Origin of the sequence: Streptomyces sp. Tue6028 (assembly GCF_002300165.1) — a bacterium.
In the GTDB taxonomy this organism is placed as follows: Bacteria; Actinomycetota; Actinomycetes; order Streptomycetales; family Streptomycetaceae; genus Streptomyces; species Streptomyces siamensis.
The window spans coordinates 231,992-249,133 of sequence record NZ_MLCE01000031.1 but is presented as its reverse complement, the minus strand read 5'-3'; the positions used below and the strand labels follow the sequence as shown (position 1 = coordinate 249,133).

The window sequence follows — 17,142 nt, the reverse complement described above, 5'->3', positions numbered from 1 at the left end:
GCATGCTGGGAGCGATAGGTCTGGACGAGACGCACGAGTCGGCCTACCGGGCGCTCGTGTCCGTGGGCGCCGCCGACGTGCCCGATCTCGCGCGACGGCTCACACTCGGCGAGTACGACACGGAGCGCGCCCTGCGCCGGCTGGAGCGGCACGGACTTGCGGCGCAGTCGTCGGCCCGGCCCGGGCGCTGGGTCGCCGCGCCGCCGGGTGTCGCGCTCGGCGCGCTGCTCACCCAGCAGCGGCACGAGCTGGAGAAGGCGGAGCTGGCGGCCGCGCTGCTCGCCGAGGAGTACCGCGCGCAGGCGGCGGAGCCCGCCGCGCACGACCTGGTCGAGGTGGTGATGGGCGCGGCAGCCGTCTCCCAGCGCTTCCTCCAGCTCCAGCTGGGGGCGAGCGAGGAGGTGTGCGCGCTGGTCACCGGGAACCCCGTGGCCGTCTCCGGCATGGACAACGACGCCGAGGAGCAGGCCGTCGGGCGGGGCGTCGGTTTCCGGGTGGTCGTCGAGCGCGCGGTCCTCGACAAGCCGACCGGGATCACCGAGCTGTCCGCGGCGCTCGGCCGGGACGAACAGGTACGGGTCGTGGACCAGGTCCCCACCAAGCTGGTCATCGCCGACCGGGCGCTGGCGATGGTCCCCCTCACCTCGAACACGGCGGAGCCCTCCGCGCTGGTCGTGCACGCGAGCGGGTTGCTGGAGCTGCTGTCCGGGCTCTTCGACTCGGTGTGGCGGGACGCGCTGCCCCTGCGGATCGGCAGCCGGGGCGTGCTGGAGCAGGAACCCGACGGGCCGGACGGCACGGACCTGGAGATCCTGTCGCTGCTGCTCGCCGGGCTCACCGACGCGAGCGTCGCCAAGCAGCTGGATCTGGGGCTGAGGACCGTGCAGCGCCGGGTGAAGCGGCTGATGGAGCTGACGGGGGTGACGACGCGGCTCCAGCTCGGCTGGCACGCGTACGAGCGGGGCTGGGTGGCGCGGGACTGACCTGCGGCTTCCCGTTCGCTCCGGCACCCTGGGCAGATGGGAGCGTGGGAACTCCTGCCGGTCGGCGTGGTGATGCTGCTCGGCCTGGCCGGAGTACTGGTGCCCGGTGTGCCGGGCTCGTGGCTGGTCTGGGCCGCGGTCGCGTGGTGGGCGCTGGAGGACCCGCGTGCCCTGTCGTGGGGGGTGCTGGTCGGCGCGACCGGGGTCCTGCTGCTGTCCCGGGCGATCCGCTGGGCGCTCCCGCCGCGGCGGCTGCGTGCGAGCGGCGCCACCACCCGTACGGCGGTGTACGCCGGTCTCGGGGCGCTGCTCGGCTTCCTCCTGGTGCCGGTGGTCGGCGCGATACCCGGTTTCCTCGGCGGCGTCTACCTGTGCGAACGGCGCCGGCTGGGCGGGCACGGACAGGCCGGCACGGCGGTACGGACATTGATGCGGGCGGGCGGCTGGAGCGTCCTGACGGAGTTCTTCGCCTGCCTGCTGATCCTGGGGGCGTGGCTGGGGGCAGTGATCTGGGGCTGAGCCCGGTCCCCTGGCTGCGGGCCGCCGGGAAAGCCGGTCCCACGGCTGCGGACCGCCGGGAAAGCCGGTCCCACCGCTGCGGACCGCCGGGAAAGCCGGTCCCACCGCTGCGGACCGCCGGGAAAGCCGGTCCCACGGCTGCGGACCGCCGGGAAAGCCGGTCCCACGGCTGCGGACCGCCGTGGGACCGGGGGCAGAGCGCCGGGACGTGGGCCCGGCGTCGGGCCGGGGTGCCGAGACCCCGACGGGGCCGTGGACGCCCCTCACAGGAGCCGGGACCGGGGCGGCGGAGCCTGGGACGAGGCCAACGAGCTGACGCCAGGGTCGACAGGCCGGGGACGAGGAGCCGGGCCGGGTCGTCGAGGAGCCGGGACCGAGGAGCGGGGCCGGGTCGTCGATGAGCCGGGACCGGCGGCAGCAGGCCAGGAGCGGGGCCGAGAGCCCGGGATCGGGGCCCGGGAGCCGGCACCCGGGCCGAGGGACTCGGGAGCGGTGCCGGAAGCGTGCCTGCGTGCAACCATCCGGCCGCCGTTCACGTACGCATCAACACATCGGATCTCTCCCGGACCATTGACGGGCTACCGCACCATCTCTACGTTGCCTTCCGGGATAGCTCCGATGAATCACCGTGCGTGTGTTGCCGTACGAGTCGCCAGGAGGCGCCATGCCCAGCCCGTCCAGACGTACCGTGCTCGCCACCGGCCCCGCCCTGGGAGGTGCGCTGCTGGCGGGCGGTCCGCAGGCCCGGGCACAGACGCGGACCGGGGCCGCCGAGCCGGACAGCACCGCCTCCGACCCGTGGACGGCGGTCCTCGACGACGCCGACCTGGTCTGGCAGCGCATGCCGCGCACCTGGTACGAGGGCCCGTTCCTCGGCAACGGCTTCCTCGGTTCCGGCATCTACGCGGAACCGGGCGCCGAGACCAGGGCCGTGCGCTTCAACGTGCAGCACTCCGAGGTGCAGGACCACCGCCCCGAGTTCGGCTCGCTCTTCGGACTCGCCCGCCTGCCCATCGGCTGGTTCACGCTGGAGCCGGCCGGCACGATCACCGGCCTGGACTGGCGGCTGCGGCTGGAGGACGCCGAACTCACCGGCACGCTCACCACCGACAGGGGCACGCTGACCCTGCGCGCACTGGTCCACGACTCCCGTTCGGTGCTCGCCGTGGAGGTGACGCCCAGCGACGGCGAGCGCGACTTCCGCTGGGTGTTCCACCCGGCGGACGCCATCAGCCCGCGCGCCGCGTTCAAACCGCTGCCGGACGGCTACCGGGGCAACCCGCCCGCCGAGGTCGTGGAGCGCGACGGCGTCCTCACCGCCGTGCAGCCGCTGCTGTCGGGCGGCGGACACGCGACCGCGTGGCGGGAGCGGACCAGGGGCGGCACGCGCACCCTGTACGTCCATGTCGCCCACTCCTACCCGAAGTCCACGGCGCCGGAGCGGGCGGTCGCCGCCGTGCGCGGCGCCTCCGCCCTGACGTACGACGGGCTGGCACGGACGCATCGCGCCCGGTGGCACGCCTACTACCGCAAGAGCTTCCTCTCCCTGCCCGACGCGCGCCTCCAGCGCTTCTACTGGATCCAGCTGTACAAGACGGCGTCCGCCGCCCGCCGGGACGCCCCCGTGATGGCCACCAGCGGACCCTGGCTGGAGCCCACGCCGTGGCCGAACACCTGGTGGAACCTCAACGTCCAACTGGAGTACTGGCTGATCCACGGCTCCAACCACCTCGAACTCGACGCGGTGACCAGGGCGTTGGGCGAATTCCGGGACAACCTCGCCAAGGAGGTGGCGGCGCGGTACCGGGGCGACTCGCTCGGCATCCCGCGCACCACCGACCCGCAGCTCGTCAACGGCGCGGCCGGCACCCTCACCGGCTACGGCGTCGGCATCCCGGGCCAGGACCCGCCGACCCCCGAGGTCGGCAACCTCACCTGGGCCCTGCACAACGTCTGGCTCAGCTACCGCCACACCATGGACGAGTCGATCCTGCGCGACGTCCTCTTCCCGCTCCTGCGCAAGGCGGTCAACTACTACCTGCACTTCCTGGAACCGGGCACGGACGGCCGGCTCCACCTCCCGGCGACCTTCTCCCCCGAGTACGGCGGCAACACCCGCGACTGCAACTACGACCTGATGCTGCTGACATGGGGCTGCCGCACGCTCCTGGAGTCCGCCGAACTCCTCGGTGTCGACGACGAGTCGGCGCCCCGCTGGCGCGAGGTGCTCGCCCGGCGGGTGGACTACCCGACCGACGCCAACGGCTTCATGATCGGCGCCGACATCCCGTTCGCGAAGTCGCACCGCCACTACTCGCACCTGCTCGCCGTGTACCCGCTGTACGAGCTGACCGGCCGCACACCCGACGAACGCGCCCTGATCGAGAGGTCGCTGGCGCACTGGGTGGGCTTCGAGGGCGCCCTCCAGGGCTACACCTTCACCGGCGCCGCGTCGATGTCCGCGCTGCTCGGCAAGGGCGAGGACGCGCTCGCGTACCTGGGCGAGCTGATGACCCGGTTCATCCAGCCCAACACCATGTACAAGGAGTCGGGCCCGGTCATCGAGACCCCGCTCTCCGCCGCCCAGTCCCTGCACGACATGGTCTGCCAGTCGTGGGGCGGAGTCGTCCGCGTCTTTCCCGCCCTGCCCGCCGCCTGGCGCGACCTCACCGTCCACGACTTCCGTACCCAGGGCGCCTTCCTGCTCTCGGCGGTCCGCTCGGGCGGCACGACCCGCTGGGTACGGCTGTTCAGCGAGGCGGGGGCGCCCTGCGTCGTACGGCACGGCATCACGGGACCGGTCGAGGTCCGCGACGGTCACGGGCGGCCCCTGCACACCACCGACGCGGGCGACGGCGCGATCCGCATCGCCCTGCGCAAGGGCGAGTCGGCGCTGATCACCGCGCGGGGCGACCGCCCGGACCTCACCGTCGCACCGGTCCGGCCGGCCGAGGCCGCTCCTCGGTGGGGGCAGCCCGCGTAGCGAGCGGTTCAGGGCGCGAGCGCCGTGAGGTCGACGGTGTCGGCCAGCGCCTTCATGCCCGAGTCGTTGAAGTGGAGGTGGTCGCCGGGGTCGTAGCCGGGGCGGATGCGGCTCGGGTGGGCCGGGTCACGGACGGTGGCGTCGAAGTCCGCGACCGCGTCGAAGAGGCCGCGTGTGCGGATGGCGGCGTTGACCGCCTGCCGCGCGGCCTCACGGGCCCGCGTGTACGCGCTGTGACCGCCGTACGGGGTGATCGTCGCGCCGACGACGCGGATGCCGTGGGCGTGGGCACGGCGCACGATCAGACGGTAGGCGTCCTCGATGACACGCGGATCCGTCTGCTCCGGTGGGCCCTTGATGTCGTTGATGCCCTGCAGCACGATCATCGAGCGGACGCCGGTGCGAGAGAAGACGTCGGCGTCGAGCCGGGACAGGGCCCTCGGGCCGCGGCCGTCGAGCAGGATCCGGTTCCCGGCGATGCCCGCGTTGAGGACACCGAGCCGACGGTGCACGGGCAGGGTGCTCAGCCGGTCGGCGAGCCGGTCGGGCCAGCGGTGGTTGGCACCGAACGTCGAACCGGTGCCGTCCGTGAGGGAGTCCCCGAGCGCGACGACGCTGCCGACGGTGGAACCGAGCACGTCGACGCCGGTGACGTAGTACCAGTTGTTGAGGGTGGTGGTGTACGCGGCGCCGCTCTCGTCGGCCGTGCGGTCGCCCCGGACCGCCACGAAGTTGGGCTGGAGCGCGGAGCGGTGGTACGTCGCGGGGCCGGAGTCGACGGGCGTGTGCACCGAGACGAGCAGGTCGGCATCGGCGGGGACCGTGAGGTCGACGCGGTCGCTGACCACGTCCCTGCCCGCGGGGATCGTCACCGATCCGGCACCGGAGAAGGTGACCTTGCGCATCGAACCCGCGACGGCCCGCGGGCCGGCCTTCGCGCCGGGGCGCCGCAACGCGAGGGTCACGGAGCCGAGTTGCAGGGGTGCCGTGCCGAGCCGGTTGGACAGGCGGACGCGGGCCGCACGTCCGCCGACACTGGTGTGCACGACGTTGCGGATCGAGGCACCGGGCAGGGCGTCGGCGGTGCCGGAGGCGGCCGCCTCCCACGTGCCGGTCCACGCCGGGCCGCGCGCCCCGGCGGCCGCCCGGTCCGGGAACTCCCCCGTGTCCGCGTTCGCGTGCGGCGGCGCGAGAACCACGGTGGTCACCAGAGCGGCCAGGAGATGCCGGACCTTGATCGCGCGGGTCATGAGGGCATCGATTCCCTGGCCGTCGGCCCGCTCAACACTCTGTCACACCATTGGGCGCACCCCGCGGGAACCGGCGGACCGGTTCAGGAGACCGGACGGGCGGACTCCGCGGAGGCCGGGTGGGCACGGCCTGCCGAGGTCGTCGAGAGCGCTCCGGACGGTCCGGTGGGCAGGTGCCGCGCGAGCGGTCCTCCGGCGCAGGACCTGGGCCGAAGGTCCGATGCGCCACGGGCACGCGCGTGTTTGGCTGCCGCCATGACCGAATTCAGCGCGGCCGAGCGCGCGTACCTGACGTCACAGCGGCTGGGACGACTGGCCACCGTCGACCCGCACGGGCAGCCGCAGGCGAATCCCGTCGGGTTCTTCCCGCAGGAGGACGGGACGATCCTGGTCGGCGGATACGCGCTGGGCACGACGAAGAAGTGGCGCAATCTGCAGAAGAACCCGAAGGTCGCCCTAGTCGTCGACGACATCGTGAGCTTCCGGCCGTGGCAGGTGCGTGGCGTCGACATTCGCGGGGAGGCCGAACTGCTCACCGGGCCCCACGAGTTGGGCCCGCACTTCAGTGAGGAACTGATCCGCATCCACCCGAAGCGGATCCACAGCTGGGGACTTGAGGACTGACCGGTCCGGCCGGTCCTTCGTCCTGTCGGCTCCATCGTGCCGTCACGACGGTTCGTCCCGACGGATTCACCACGCCGTCCCGACGGTTTCGTCCTGCCGCCCCGACGGTTCGTCCCGACGGTTTGCGCACGCCGTCCCCACGGTTCGTCCCGACGGTTTGCGCACGCCGTCCCCACGGTTCGTCCCGACGGTTTGCGCACGCCGTCCCCACGGATTCCCGATCAGACGGTGCGGTCCCGGCCCGGCTCCTCCCCCGGCTGCCGCGCCACGCGCAGGTGCCGCACGGCGTAGGACCGCCAGGGCCGCCAGCCGTCCGGCACGTCCTGCCCCGGCGGGGCCACGTCCGGATCGCCGAGCGCGCGGGTGCGGATGACGGCCGCGGTGTCCTCGTCCATGCCCGCGAGCGCGAGCAGCGTCTCGTGGGCGTCGTCACGGTCGGCGCCCGGGTCGAGCCTCAGTGCGCCGTCGGCAAGGGCGGCGGCCAGGGCGCCCAGGGGGCCGTCCGGCTCGGCCTGCGCCAGCACGGCCGGTTCCGGGAAGAGATGCGTGAGCGTGCCGCACGGGGCGTCCAGCGCCTTCCCGTACCGGCGGACCAGCTCCTCGGCCGCCGTCCGCCCCACCAGCGCGCGCACCGCGAGCTCGTCCGGGTCGGCGGCGCCCGGTGACCGCAGGCCCGGCCGCGCGACGACCAGCGGGCCCAGCAGCGGATCGGCGCCCAGCCGCTCGTCGACGGCGTACGGGTCGGCGTCCAGGTCGAACAGCCTGCGCAGCCGCTGCACGGCGGTGGTCAGATCGCGCAGGTCGGTGAGGTGGAGCCGGGCGTCGAGCCAGCCGCCGGGGTGGGCCGCGTCCGCGGGACCGGGGCGTCGCCGGGCACCGCTCGGGCGCTCGTCGACCGCGGCGATGCCGCTTCCGTAGGGCAGCCGGAGCGTGCGCCGGTAGGTGCGCCCGCCGTGCGGGCCGCCGACGTCCTCGATGCCCGGGACCGCCTCCGCGGCGAGCAGGTCGAAGACGTCGGTGGACTGGTAGGGCCCCCGGAAGGCGAGCCGCAGGGGGACCCCGGCGGTAGGGGTGGCCCCGCGCGGGACGTCGGAACCGGTGCGCGGCGCCGCGGCCCGCAGCTCGCTCGGCGTCGACGCGTACACCGCACGGATCGTGTCGTTGAACTGCCGCACGCTGGCGAACCCGGCCGCGAACGCGATGTGCGTGACCGGGAGTCCGGTGGTCTGGAGCAGCACGCGCGCGGTGTGCGCGCGCTGGGCACGGGCCAGCGCGACGGGGCCGGCGCCGACCTCCGCGGTGAGCTGCCGCTGCACCTGCCGGGAGCTGTAGCCGAGGCGCACGGCGAGGCCGCCGACCCCCTCGCGGTCGACGACGCCGTCCCCGATCAGGCGCATGGCCCGGCCGACGACATCGGCCCGTACGTTCCACTCCGCGGAACCCGGCACGGCGTCCGGGCGGCACCTGCGGCAGGCTCGGAAGCCGGAGCCCTGCGCCGCGGCGGCCGTCGGGTAGAACCGCACGTTCTGCCGCTTCGGCGTCACGGCGGGGCAGCTCGGCCGGCAGTAGATCCCGGTCGTCTCCACCGCGAAGAAGAACTCCCCGTCGAACCGGGCGTCCCTGCTCCGTACGGCCTCGTACCTGGTGTCTTCGTCGATCACCCTCCCAGTGTGCGCCGTCGCCCGGCACGGGTCCGGCGGATTTCGGACATGACGCTGGGTGCGGGCCGGCGGGCGGGACGGAGCCGTGGGGCGCGGCGGCGTGGGGAACCCTCGCCGCCGCCCCGGACCGCCTCGGCCCCGCCCGGACCACCTCGCCGCCGCCCCGGACCACCTCGCCCCGGCGCCTCGCGGGACCTTGCCGGCCCCTGCCGATCCCCGCTGGTCCCCGCCCGGTCCCTGCTGGAGCTCGCGGCACGGGCCGGCCGGGGCACATGCCGACCGGGACGGTGCGGGACGAGCCGGCCGGGCTAGAAGCGTCCTCGCTTCGCCTCCATGGCGGCCCGGCCCTCCGCCCCCTTGCGCTTCCAGTCGCGGCGGATGTCGGCGCGCAGCCGTGCGTCCGTCTTGGCCACGATCCGCTGGTTCTCGCGCAGCAGCTTCCGGTAGCTGTCGAGGCGGCGTTCGTGGAGCGCACCCGAGTCGAGGGCCGCGAGCACCGCGCAACCGGGTTCGGAGACATGGGCGCAGTCCGTGAAGCGGCAGTCGGCCGCGAGCTCCTCGATCTCGGCGAAGACCTGCCCGACGCCGGTCTCGGCGTCCCAGAGGCCGACGCCACGCAGCCCCGGAGTGTCGATGAGGACGCCTCCGCCGGGCAGGGCGAGGAGGTTGCGGGTCGTGGTGGTGTGCCGGCCCTTGCCGTCGACGTCCCGCGTGGCCCGGACGTCCATGACGTCCTCGCCGAGCAGGGCGTTCGCGAGCGTGGACTTGCCCGCCCCGGACTGGCCGAGGAGGACCGACGTGCCGCCGGCGAGGACGGCCGCGAGGACGTCGACGCCCTCGCCGGTCGCGGAGCTGACCGTCAGCACCGGGACGCCCGGCGCGGTCGTCTCCACGTCCTGCACGAGGTGTCCGAGCGTCGCCGGCTCCGGCACCAGGTCGGCCTTGGTGAGCACGACCACCGGCTGCGCCCCGGACTCCCAGGCCAGGGCCAGGAAGCGTTCGATGCGGCCGAGGTCGAGTTCCACGGCGAGGGACACCGCCACCACGGCGTGGTCGACGTTGGCGGCGAGGATCTGTCCCTCGGAACGCTTGGAGGAGGTGGAGCGTACGAAGGCGGTACGGCGCGGCAGATACGTGCGCACGTAGCGCGGGTTGCCCGAGGGTTCGACGGCGACCCAGTCACCGGTGCACACGACCCGCATCGGGTCGTGCGGCGTCACGAACGCGGTGTCCGCGCGCAGGGGCCCGTCGGCGGTGACCACGTCGCACTGACCACGGTCGACCCGGACCACCCGCCCGGCGACGAGGCCTTCGGCGGTGTACGGGGCGAACTCGTCCGCCCATGCGTCGTCCCAGCCGTAGGGGGCGAGGGCGGCCGCGGCGGAGGGGGTGGAGGAGGCAGCAGAAGCGGAGAAGGCGGAGCTGGAAGTCAAGGGAGACCCTTCACAAGGGCGGCCCCGGCACGCGCACTCGGGCGCGGAGGAAAGAGGAAGGTCAGCCGGCGGCCACGGAGGTGGACTTGATGAACTTCTGGATGCGGGCAGCGCCCATCGCAACGACAGCCATCGGTCACACCTCCTCGAGAACACTCGCCGGGAGCGAAGGCGACCGGCCTTCGCTCGAACACGCACACCGTAGCCGGACCCCCCGGAGGTCCGTCAACCGATTAAATCCGGAGTCCGCGGCTCAGGTCGTGCGGGTGCAACGTCCGCCGTCGAGCGTGAAGTTGTCCGGGACCGCGTTGCGGTCGTCCCAGGAGCCGATGAAGCCGACGGCGAAGGTGCCGCCGGCCGCGACGGACTTGTTGTAGGTGGCGGCGGAGGCGGTGACGCGGGAGCCGTGCTGGGTGAAGGTGCCGTCCCACATCTGGGTGACGCGCTGGCCGTCGGGGAAGGTCCAGGCGACCTGCCAGTCGTCGAGGGCCTGTGCGGAGGTGACGGCGACGGTGGCCTGGAAGCCGTCCGGCCACTCGTCGACGATCTCGTACTTCACCTTGCAGGACGCGCTCCGGGTGGGGTGCGCGGAGGGGGTGGCGGAACCGGCCGGGGAGGAGGACGTGCCCTGGGGTTCCGGGTCCGGCCTCGTGTGCTTGGCGGTGGCCGACGCCGGTTTCTTCGGCTCCGGCGACACCGAGGGGTCGGCCGGGCGGGCGGTGGCGGACGGGGAGGGGACGCCCGGGTCCGCGACGGGCTGCCGGTCGGTCGAGTCGCCCCGCGCGGAGGCGTCGCGCCCGTTCCCGTCGCCGAAGGGCATCAGGGAGACCGTGAGGGCGAGGCCCGACACGAGGACGGCCGCGGCGAGGAGCCCGGTCCGTCCGAGCCGCGGCCGGGCCACCGTGCCCACGGCGATGCCCGTGTCCGAGGCCGCGTCGGCGCGCCCGCCGGCCAGGCCCGCCTCCGCGGCCCGGCGCCTGCGCTCCAGATAGGCGAGGCCGCCCCAGCCGATCACTCCGCCGGCGAGCGCCGCGGGCAGCCCGCCGCCGTGCAGCCGCAGACAGGCGGCGGCCTCCGCGCACTCGACGCATTGGGCGAGATGGCGGGAGAGGTCCTCGGGTGTCTCGGCGCCGGGTGAGCGGGTCACGGCGTCGAGGAGCCGGGCGTAGCTGCGGCAGCCGGCGTCCATGGGGGTGTCGAGGTGGTTGCGGTGGCAGCGGTCCCTGAACAGCGCCCGCACATGGCCGAGTTCCTCGGCCGCGGCTGTCGGGTCGAGGCCGAGCCGCCGGGCCACGGCGGGCAGCGGAAGTGCTTCGACCTCGGCGAGCCACAGGAGTGCCGCGTCGGCCTCCTGCATGTCCTTGAGGCCGCGCAGCGCGAGCGGACGGTGCAGCGGGGGTCCCGTGTACCGGGCGGCCTTCGCGGAGTTGAGCCACAGCCTGAGGTCGGGGTCGAGGCGGTGGCCCTGTCCGTGGGCCTCCCAGGCGGCGGCGGTGGTGCGGACGGAGGTGAGCAGCAGGGGGATGCGGGGCAGGCGGGGCGTCCTGCGGCCCGTACTCTTCGCCGTGCTGGTGTTCGTGCGCGCTTCGCGGATGCCGTGGGTGAACGCCTCGGTGGCCAGCTGGGTGGCCGCCGCGGAGCCGGACGTGCACAGGTCGGCGTACGACAGGACGGCGTCCCAGCACTCCGAGAACAGCGCGGCCTCGGCGGCGTTCTGAGGGGTCGGCAGGTCGGGCATGGGGGCTCCTGCATCCGCTGCTTCCGTGTGCCAGGTCATGCAATGCCCAACTCAACTTTTCTCACGGGGGAGTTGGGGCCTGTCTCTCGCGACGGGGCCCGAGCTTTTCACGGTTCCCGCACAACTGACAAGCGGCGTATTCAAATGCCGTATTCGAACTCCGTACGCACATGGCGTGGCACGCGGTGGCACCTGTCCGGACCGTCGGACCGTCCGGGCACGGCGTCCCCCGAGCAATACGCAGGGAACGCCGGAACGTATCAATCCGCGTCCGACGCGACAGGCTTCTCCCCGTTCGAAGGGTGTTCGGCCGCGCGTCGTCGGCACTCCTGAAGCGCGCGCTCGACCTCGCGCCCTTCCTCGCCGCCGGCCTGGAGCAGCAGGTCGCCGGCGGCGGACAGGGCAGCCCAGTACTCCGCGGGTCTGGCCCGCTCGCGCCGGGGCAGCGTCCGTGCCGGCGACAGGAACATCCCGGTCAGCTCGCCCCTGACGCGTCTGCGGGAAAGGGTGAGCGCGTGACCGCTGGGCATGCCGCCCAGTGCCCCGGCAGCGGTCGCCGGCAGACCTGCGATCTCGGTGCCGCGCTCGTCGAGCGGCCGGGGGACGTCGAACAGCCCGACGGTCTCCAGGACCTCGCCGCACAGTTCCTCTTCGCCCTGGTGGAATTCCGTGGCGACGTCTCCCATGCCGCGGGCGAATCGCCCCGCCACGTCCGGGGCCGGGATTCCGAGTGCCAGGCAGACGGCCCACGCCGACCGATGCCAGTCACCGGTCCGTGCCGCGAGTTCCGCGAACACGGCGACCGATGCCCACCCGGCCCCCAGCCTCTCGTGCGCAAGCGTCAGCGAAGCGCTGTCGACACCGGCCGCACCGTCCCACGCGTCCATGGCCCCCACCCCACACGGCGCGGACAGGGCTGCTCCCCCGCGCGGACCGCGACCGCCACCGGTCGCGGCCGCCAGTCTGCACGACTGGGCCGGACGGCCGCTCCCCGAACGTCCACACCCCTTCACTCCTGAAGGCGGTCACCGGGCCCCGGCGGGCCGACCGCGGGTCACACCTGGGTCGGTTCCTGCACCTCGTCCCTGGCCGGGAGGCTGTCCATGAAGGAGCTGACGGAGAAGACGGCGCGGCCCGGTCCGGGCGGACCGTACCCGGGCGGCGAGGAGAGCCCGAAGTCCTCCATCGTCGAGCGGTAGGCGTCCAGGAGGCGGATGTGGTACTCCAGCGGCGCACCCTGCGGGTTGGCCTTGCCGAGCGGGGTCGTCGGCTCCGGGCACCAGGTGGTGAAGCGCGGGGTGATGCCGTGCGACATGAAGAAGCGCAGACCCTCGGTCGTCGACGCGATGGCCTCGTCGACGGTGGTGAAGCCGAAGGGCTCCGCCATCTCCACGCCCGCCACGAAGTTGGGGATGACGTTGCGCGCGCCGAAGATCTCAGCCGAGTCCAGGATGCGCTTGTGCCATTCGTCGCGGCCGACGTACCGCTCCTTGCCGGGGCAGTACAGCTCGAACAGGCGGCGGTCCCACACCTCGTAGTTGGGGTGGTAGATCTGCACGCCGTAGTCCTTGAAACGCTGCACGTCGTCGCGCGGCAGCGCCTGCGCCACGACCTTGCCGATCCACCGTCCGGGGAAGCGCTCCTCGATGGCCTTGGCGTAGTGGCCGTAGAAGTCGGCCTCGTCGCGTCCGGCGACCGTCTTGGTGATCGCACCGCCGGTCAGGGTGTACGCGGTGGACGCCTTCGCCGTGTCGTACCGGTCGATGATCTCCAGCGCTTCGAGGACCTCCTCGACGTCCTTCACACCGGTGTAGGGGCGGCCGGCCGCCTTGTGCTGGCGCCAGTTGTGGTTGATGTCGCAGTACTGGCACTCCTCCTTGGCGCCGAAGTACTGGCAGACGCGGAAGACCGTGAGGTAGATCAGGTAACCCCACTGGATGGTGGGCGCCACCTCCATCACGGACTTCCCGTTGGAGAGCTTGTGCCGGTAGTACTCCGGCATGGGTGGCACCCCGACGTCGGAGATCCGCTTCCCGTCCAGGTACAGCCCGAGCACGCCGTCCGCGTCGGCGGCGACACGGTAGGGCGAGGACGGGTTGACCCGTACGGACACCACGGTGCGCCGCAGGTCGTACGGCCCTCCGGTGAGGATGATCTCCTCCGGCGGGCGCCGCAGGGCGGCCTCGCCCAGTTCGGGCAGGGTGCCGTGGTCGAAGGAGAAGATGAAGTAGGACTTCGGCTTGACCTCGCCGCTCTCGTTGTCGCTGAGGGCCGACGCGTCGAAGGCGACGCCCCCGCGGAGCAGGTCCTCCTTGAAGACGGCCTCCCGCGGCACGTGCGGGAACCGCTCCATCAGATCCTCGACCAGCGCGGTGCGGCTGCCCATCCCGTTCTCCTCGCTCCCGACCAGTTCAGTCTGCGTTGCTCGACTCCTCACGGTATGCCCCCGCCCGCGCGTCAGCCGTGCCGGGTCCCCCCGCGTCGCGCGATGTGCGCCGGAGGGGCCAGATCCGCGGGCAGCAGCGGGTCGGGCTCGGGCGCGCCCCAGGTGGGGACCAGGGGCAGGGTGCCGGCCCACAGGCCGAGCTCCGCGTCGGGGCCGTCGCCGTCGTCCGGGGCTCCGGTACGGATCTTCACCGAGGCCTCCTCCAGGGAGAGCGCGAGCAGGGTCGTCGCGGCCAGTTCCTTGCGGCTGGGCCGACGGGCGTAGTCCCACTGGCCGGGCGCCGCGTGCTCGGTGAGCAGCCGCAGGCCCTCGGTCTTCTCCCGCGGGTCGGTGACCTGGCGGGGTGTCCCGTGAATCATCGCGCTGCGGTAGTTGACCCCGTGCTCGAACACCGAACGGGCGAGAACGAGTCCGTCGACGTGCGTGACGGTCACGCACACCGGGTGCTCGGCGCCGAGGCTCCGGCTCGCCACGGAACCGTGCAGGTACAGGTGCCGCTCGTCGCGCCCGTACACGGTCGGCACCACGACCGGCCGCCCTTCGACGATCACGCCGAGATGGCAGACGAACCCCGCGTCGAGGATCGCGTCCAGGTCGGCCCGATCGAGGCTGCCCTGCTCACGGAGCCGGCGATGGCGGGTGAGGGCGGTTTCGGGGAGAGGGCCGTAGGTCATGACCAGCACGCTACCGATATCGCACCGATATCACTATGTGTTGACGGAACCAGTCTTCCGTACGGCTATCTGCAACGAATTTCGCAGTAGTCTCGGCCTGCGGTGTCCCGCCCTTCGGAGCTCACCTACACCAGGGCCCCGGCCCGTCCGCGCACCGACAGCCGATCATGCCGGGCCCGCGCGAGCACCGGCGGCGTTCTTCGGCCGAGGACCGGGACGCACCGCCGGGATCAGCCGGTCCCTGGGCGTGCGGGCCTCGTCAGGCCGAGTGCTCCAGCCCGGCCTCGTCGACCCGGCACGCCAACTCCTCCCCCGACAACAGTCGTTCGAGTTCCTCCAGCACCGTGCGGCCCAGCCGGGCGACCTCGTTGCCCTGCGACCCCGCGAGATGGGGGGTGACGAAGGCGTTCGGCAGGTCGTACAGCGGGGAGTCGGCCGGCAGCGGCTCGGGGTCGGTGACGTCGAGGATCGCGCCGATCCGGTCGGCGCGCAGCGCGGCGGCCAGGGCGTCGTGCTCGACGAGGGAACCGCGGGCGGTGTTGATCAGGACGGATCCGGCGGGCATCAGGGCGAGTTCGCGGCGGCCGATCATGTGCCGGGTCTCGGGCGTCTGCGGGGCGTGGACGGTCACGATGTCGCTGCCGGCCAGCAGGTCGTCGAGCGGCAGCAGCCGGACGCCGAGCGCCGCCGCCCCCGCCTCGTCGAGGTAGGGGTCGGCGAGGCTCACCTCCAGGTCGAAGGGGCGCAGCAGTTCGACGAGGCGGCGGCCGACCCGCGAGGCTCCGACGATGCCGACGCGGCGCCCGAAGTTGCCGGTGCCGGGGAGGATCTGCCCGTAGGGGAAGGCACGTTCGGTGCGCAGGCGGTCCCGTTGGGCGAACACGTCCTTGCCCGCGAGCAGGATCATCGCGAGCGTGTACTCGGCGACGGGCAGCGCGTTGGCGTCGGCCGCCGACGACACGAGGAGCCCGCGCTCCCAGACGGCGGGCGTGGTGAAGCCCTTGACGGAGCCGGCGGAGTGCAGCACGGCACGCAGTTTCGGGGCCGCGTCCAGGGTGTCGGCGTCGAGCGCGGGGCAGCCCCAGCCGGTGACGAGGATCTCGGTCTCCGCGAGGACGGCGCGGACGCGGGGATCGGTGAAGTCGTGCGCCACCAGGGCGGGGTCCACGTCGACCAGCCCGCGCAGCCGGGCCATGAGCCCGGGCGGGAAGATCAGCGGCACGTTCTGGGCTGTCATGGCGAACATCGCCAGGGGACGCTCGGGCAACGAGGTGACCTTCCGGCTCGGCGGCTTCGTGATCGGTGTCGCGCTCGACGCCGCGATCGGTGTCGTGATCGGCTTCCACGACAGCAAGCGGTCTCTACGGTAGGTGTGGCCTCGTGAGAGGGTCAACGGAGGGGCCGGTCACCGGGCCGGACCGGCCGGACAGGTTCCCCACGCGGCCGTCCCACCCGGCCGTGGACGGCGACTTCCCGTGGAGGACGACAGGGATGACAGGCACGACAGGCACCCTGACCAACTGGGCCGGCAACATCACGTACACGGCCGGGGAGCTCCACCGGCCCCGCTCGCTCGACGCACTGCGCGCGCTCGTCGCCGGGAGCACGCGGGTGCGGGTGCTGGGCAGCGGCCACTCCTTCAACGAGATCGCCGAACCGGGTGACGACGGCGTACTGCTGTCGCTGACCGGGCTGCCGCCCGCGGTGGACGTCGACACGACGGCCCGTACGGTACGGGTCTCGGGCGGCGTGCGGTACGCCGAACTCGCCCGCAGGGTGCACGAGCACGGGCTGGCGCTGCACAACATGGCGTCCCTCCCGCACATCTCGGTGGCGGGGTCGGTGGCGACCGGCACGCACGGCTCGGGTGTCACCAACGGTTCGCTCGCCTCCGCCGTGCGCGAGGTCGAACTGGTCACCGCCGACGGTGCGACCGTGACGATCGGCCGGGACGACACCCGTTTCGACGGCGCCGTGACGGCGCTCGGCGCGCTCGGCGTGGTCACCGCGCTCACCCTCGACCTGGAGCCCGCCTTCGAGGTGAGCCAGCACGTCTTCACCGGACTTCCGCTGGCGGGCCTGGACTTCGAGGCGGTCGCGGCGGCGGCGTACAGCGTCAGCCTGTTCACCGACTGGCGGCAGCCGGGCTTCGGCCAGGTGTGGCTGAAGCGGCGCACCGACCGTCCGGCGGTGGACTTCCCGTGGGCGGCGCCCGCCACCGAGGCGATGCACCCGGTGCCCGGCATGCCCGCGCGGAACTGCACCGAGCAACTCGGCGCCCCTGGCCCCTGGCACGACCGGCTCCCCCACTTCCGGGCCGAGTTCACCCCGAGCAGCGGGGCCGAGCTCCAGTCGGAGTACCTGCTGCCGCGCTCGGACGCCCTGGCCGCGCTGCACGCCCTCGACGCGATCCGCCAGGTGATCGCGCCGCTGCTGCAGATCTGCGAGGTGCGGACGGTGGCCGCCGACCGCCAGTGGCTGAGCCCGGCGTACGGCCGGGACTCGGTGGCCCTGCACTTCACCTGGGTCGCGGACACGGAGGCGGTGCTGCCGGTGGTGGCCCGGGTCGAGGAGGCGCTGGCGCCGTTCGACGCGCGGCCGCACTGGGGCAAGGTGTTCACGGTGCCGTCCGAGGTGGTGCGCGCGCGGAGTCCGCGGCTCACCGACTTCGGGGCGCTGGCCGGTGCCCTCGACCCGGCGGGGACCTTCACCAACGCGTTTGTGCGGGACTTCCTCCAGCCCCTTTCCTAACCCCTTGTCGAAAGCCCTTCCCGAGTCATAGCCTTGCGGCGCGCCGGGGTCACTGGGCCCGGCCGTGACGGGGAGGGACC

The 17,142-nt window shown here is 73.2% G+C and carries 14 protein-coding genes; 6 read left to right on the top strand and 8 right to left on the bottom strand.

The features are described from left to right. The first annotated feature begins 2 nt into the window (after positions 1–2). The 3 genes from BKI49_RS29700 to BKI49_RS29690 all read left to right on the top strand — a co-directional run bounded on the left by BKI49_RS29700 (position 3) and on the right by BKI49_RS29690 (position 4,485). Entirely contained in the window at positions 3–983 is a 981-nt protein-coding gene (locus tag BKI49_RS29700) for a helix-turn-helix transcriptional regulator (protein ID WP_095937441.1), read from the top strand. Between the two features lie 36 nt (positions 984–1,019). Further along, positions 1,020–1,502, top strand: a complete 483-nt coding sequence (locus tag BKI49_RS29695; RefSeq protein WP_095937341.1) for a DUF456 domain-containing protein — start codon at positions 1,020–1,022, stop codon at positions 1,500–1,502. Positions 1,503–2,166: 664 nt separating this feature from the next. Then, positions 2,167–4,485, top strand: a complete 2,319-nt coding sequence (locus BKI49_RS29690) for a glycosyl hydrolase family 95 catalytic domain-containing protein (protein WP_095937340.1) — start codon at positions 2,167–2,169, stop codon at positions 4,483–4,485. Positions 4,486–4,493: 8 nt separating this feature from the next. Here the strand turns inward: BKI49_RS29690 and BKI49_RS29685 are convergent, their stop codons facing one another. After that, the gene (locus BKI49_RS29685; protein WP_095937339.1) at positions 4,494–5,735 is read right to left on the bottom strand and encodes an SGNH/GDSL hydrolase family protein; all 1,242 of its coding nucleotides are present in this window, start codon (positions 5,733–5,735) and stop codon (positions 4,494–4,496) included. Between the two features lie 255 nt (positions 5,736–5,990). On the opposite strand from BKI49_RS29685, the gene BKI49_RS29680 reads away from it, so the two are divergent. Then, positions 5,991–6,359: a PPOX class F420-dependent oxidoreductase gene (locus BKI49_RS29680; RefSeq protein ID WP_095937338.1), complete on the top strand. Its 369-nt coding sequence runs from the start codon at positions 5,991–5,993 to the stop codon at positions 6,357–6,359. Positions 6,360–6,580: 221 nt separating this feature from the next. Here the strand turns inward: BKI49_RS29680 and BKI49_RS29675 are convergent, their stop codons facing one another. From BKI49_RS29675 to BKI49_RS29645, 7 genes are all read right to left on the bottom strand, one after another. Beyond that, on the bottom strand, positions 6,581–8,017 hold the full coding sequence (locus BKI49_RS29675; protein ID WP_095937440.1) for a DNA-3-methyladenine glycosylase 2 family protein: 1,437 nt from the start codon (positions 8,015–8,017) through the stop codon (positions 6,581–6,583). A gap of 311 nt (positions 8,018–8,328) precedes the next feature. After that, the gene (rsgA, locus tag BKI49_RS29670) at positions 8,329–9,453 is read right to left on the bottom strand and encodes a ribosome small subunit-dependent GTPase A (RefSeq protein ID WP_095937337.1); all 1,125 of its coding nucleotides are present in this window, start codon (positions 9,451–9,453) and stop codon (positions 8,329–8,331) included. Between the two features lie 253 nt (positions 9,454–9,706). After that, positions 9,707–11,191, bottom strand: a complete 1,485-nt coding sequence (locus tag BKI49_RS29665; protein ID WP_095937336.1) for a cellulose-binding domain-containing protein — start codon at positions 11,189–11,191, stop codon at positions 9,707–9,709. A gap of 260 nt (positions 11,192–11,451) precedes the next feature. Then, entirely contained in the window at positions 11,452–12,078 is a 627-nt protein-coding gene (locus BKI49_RS29660) for a hypothetical protein (protein ID WP_095937335.1), read from the bottom strand. A gap of 167 nt (positions 12,079–12,245) precedes the next feature. Then, complete coding sequence (locus BKI49_RS29655; protein ID WP_095937334.1) at positions 12,246–13,577, bottom strand: radical SAM protein; 1,332 nt, start codon at positions 13,575–13,577, stop codon at positions 12,246–12,248. Between the two features lie 71 nt (positions 13,578–13,648). Then, positions 13,649–14,311 (bottom strand): pyridoxamine 5'-phosphate oxidase family protein, encoded by a 663-nt coding sequence (locus tag BKI49_RS29650; protein WP_095937439.1) that lies wholly within the window; start codon positions 14,309–14,311, stop codon positions 13,649–13,651. Between the two features lie 259 nt (positions 14,312–14,570). Further along, a complete protein-coding gene (locus tag BKI49_RS29645; RefSeq protein ID WP_095937333.1) occupies positions 14,571–15,578 on the bottom strand; it encodes a hydroxyacid dehydrogenase in 1,008 nt (335 codons plus the stop codon). Between BKI49_RS29645 and BKI49_RS36055 the strand changes: the two genes are divergently transcribed. Both BKI49_RS36055 and BKI49_RS29640 read left to right on the top strand, forming a co-directional pair. Further along, positions 15,547–15,681 carry a hypothetical protein gene (locus BKI49_RS36055; RefSeq protein WP_257005006.1) on the top strand — a complete coding sequence of 45 codons (135 nt, stop codon included), beginning with the start codon at positions 15,547–15,549 and terminating at the stop codon, positions 15,679–15,681. The genes BKI49_RS29645 and BKI49_RS36055 overlap by 32 nt on opposite strands. 121 nt (positions 15,682–15,802) lie before the next feature. Next, a complete protein-coding gene (locus BKI49_RS29640) occupies positions 15,803–17,062 on the top strand; it encodes an FAD-binding protein (protein WP_095937332.1) in 1,260 nt (419 codons plus the stop codon). Positions 17,063–17,142: the final 80 nt, after the last annotated feature.

What these genes read in the sequence shown, in the direction of transcription:
- BKI49_RS29685 (WP_095937339.1), bottom strand. Translation starts at nt 5,735, where the DNA reads ATGACCCGCGCGATCAAGGTCCGGCATCTCCTGGCCGCTCTGGTGACC.
- BKI49_RS36055 (WP_257005006.1), top strand. Translation starts at nt 15,547, where the DNA reads ATGGCGAACATCGCCAGGGGACGCTCGGGCAACGAGGTGACCTTCCGG.
- BKI49_RS29665 (WP_095937336.1), bottom strand. Translation starts at nt 11,191, where the DNA reads ATGCCCGACCTGCCGACCCCTCAGAACGCCGCCGAGGCCGCGCTGTTC.
- BKI49_RS29650 (WP_095937439.1), bottom strand. Translation starts at nt 14,311, where the DNA reads ATGACCTACGGCCCTCTCCCCGAAACCGCCCTCACCCGCCATCGCCGG.
- BKI49_RS29695 (WP_095937341.1), top strand. Translation starts at nt 1,020, where the DNA reads ATGGGAGCGTGGGAACTCCTGCCGGTCGGCGTGGTGATGCTGCTCGGC.
- BKI49_RS29700 (WP_095937441.1), top strand. Translation starts at nt 3, where the DNA reads ATGCTGGGAGCGATAGGTCTGGACGAGACGCACGAGTCGGCCTACCGG.
- BKI49_RS29690 (WP_095937340.1), top strand. Translation starts at nt 2,167, where the DNA reads ATGCCCAGCCCGTCCAGACGTACCGTGCTCGCCACCGGCCCCGCCCTG.
- BKI49_RS29640 (WP_095937332.1), top strand. Translation starts at nt 15,803, where the DNA reads ATGACAGGCACGACAGGCACCCTGACCAACTGGGCCGGCAACATCACG.
- BKI49_RS29660 (WP_095937335.1), bottom strand. Translation starts at nt 12,078, where the DNA reads ATGGACGCGTGGGACGGTGCGGCCGGTGTCGACAGCGCTTCGCTGACG.
- BKI49_RS29655 (WP_095937334.1), bottom strand. Translation starts at nt 13,577, where the DNA reads ATGGGCAGCCGCACCGCGCTGGTCGAGGATCTGATGGAGCGGTTCCCG.
- BKI49_RS29680 (WP_095937338.1), top strand. Translation starts at nt 5,991, where the DNA reads ATGACCGAATTCAGCGCGGCCGAGCGCGCGTACCTGACGTCACAGCGG.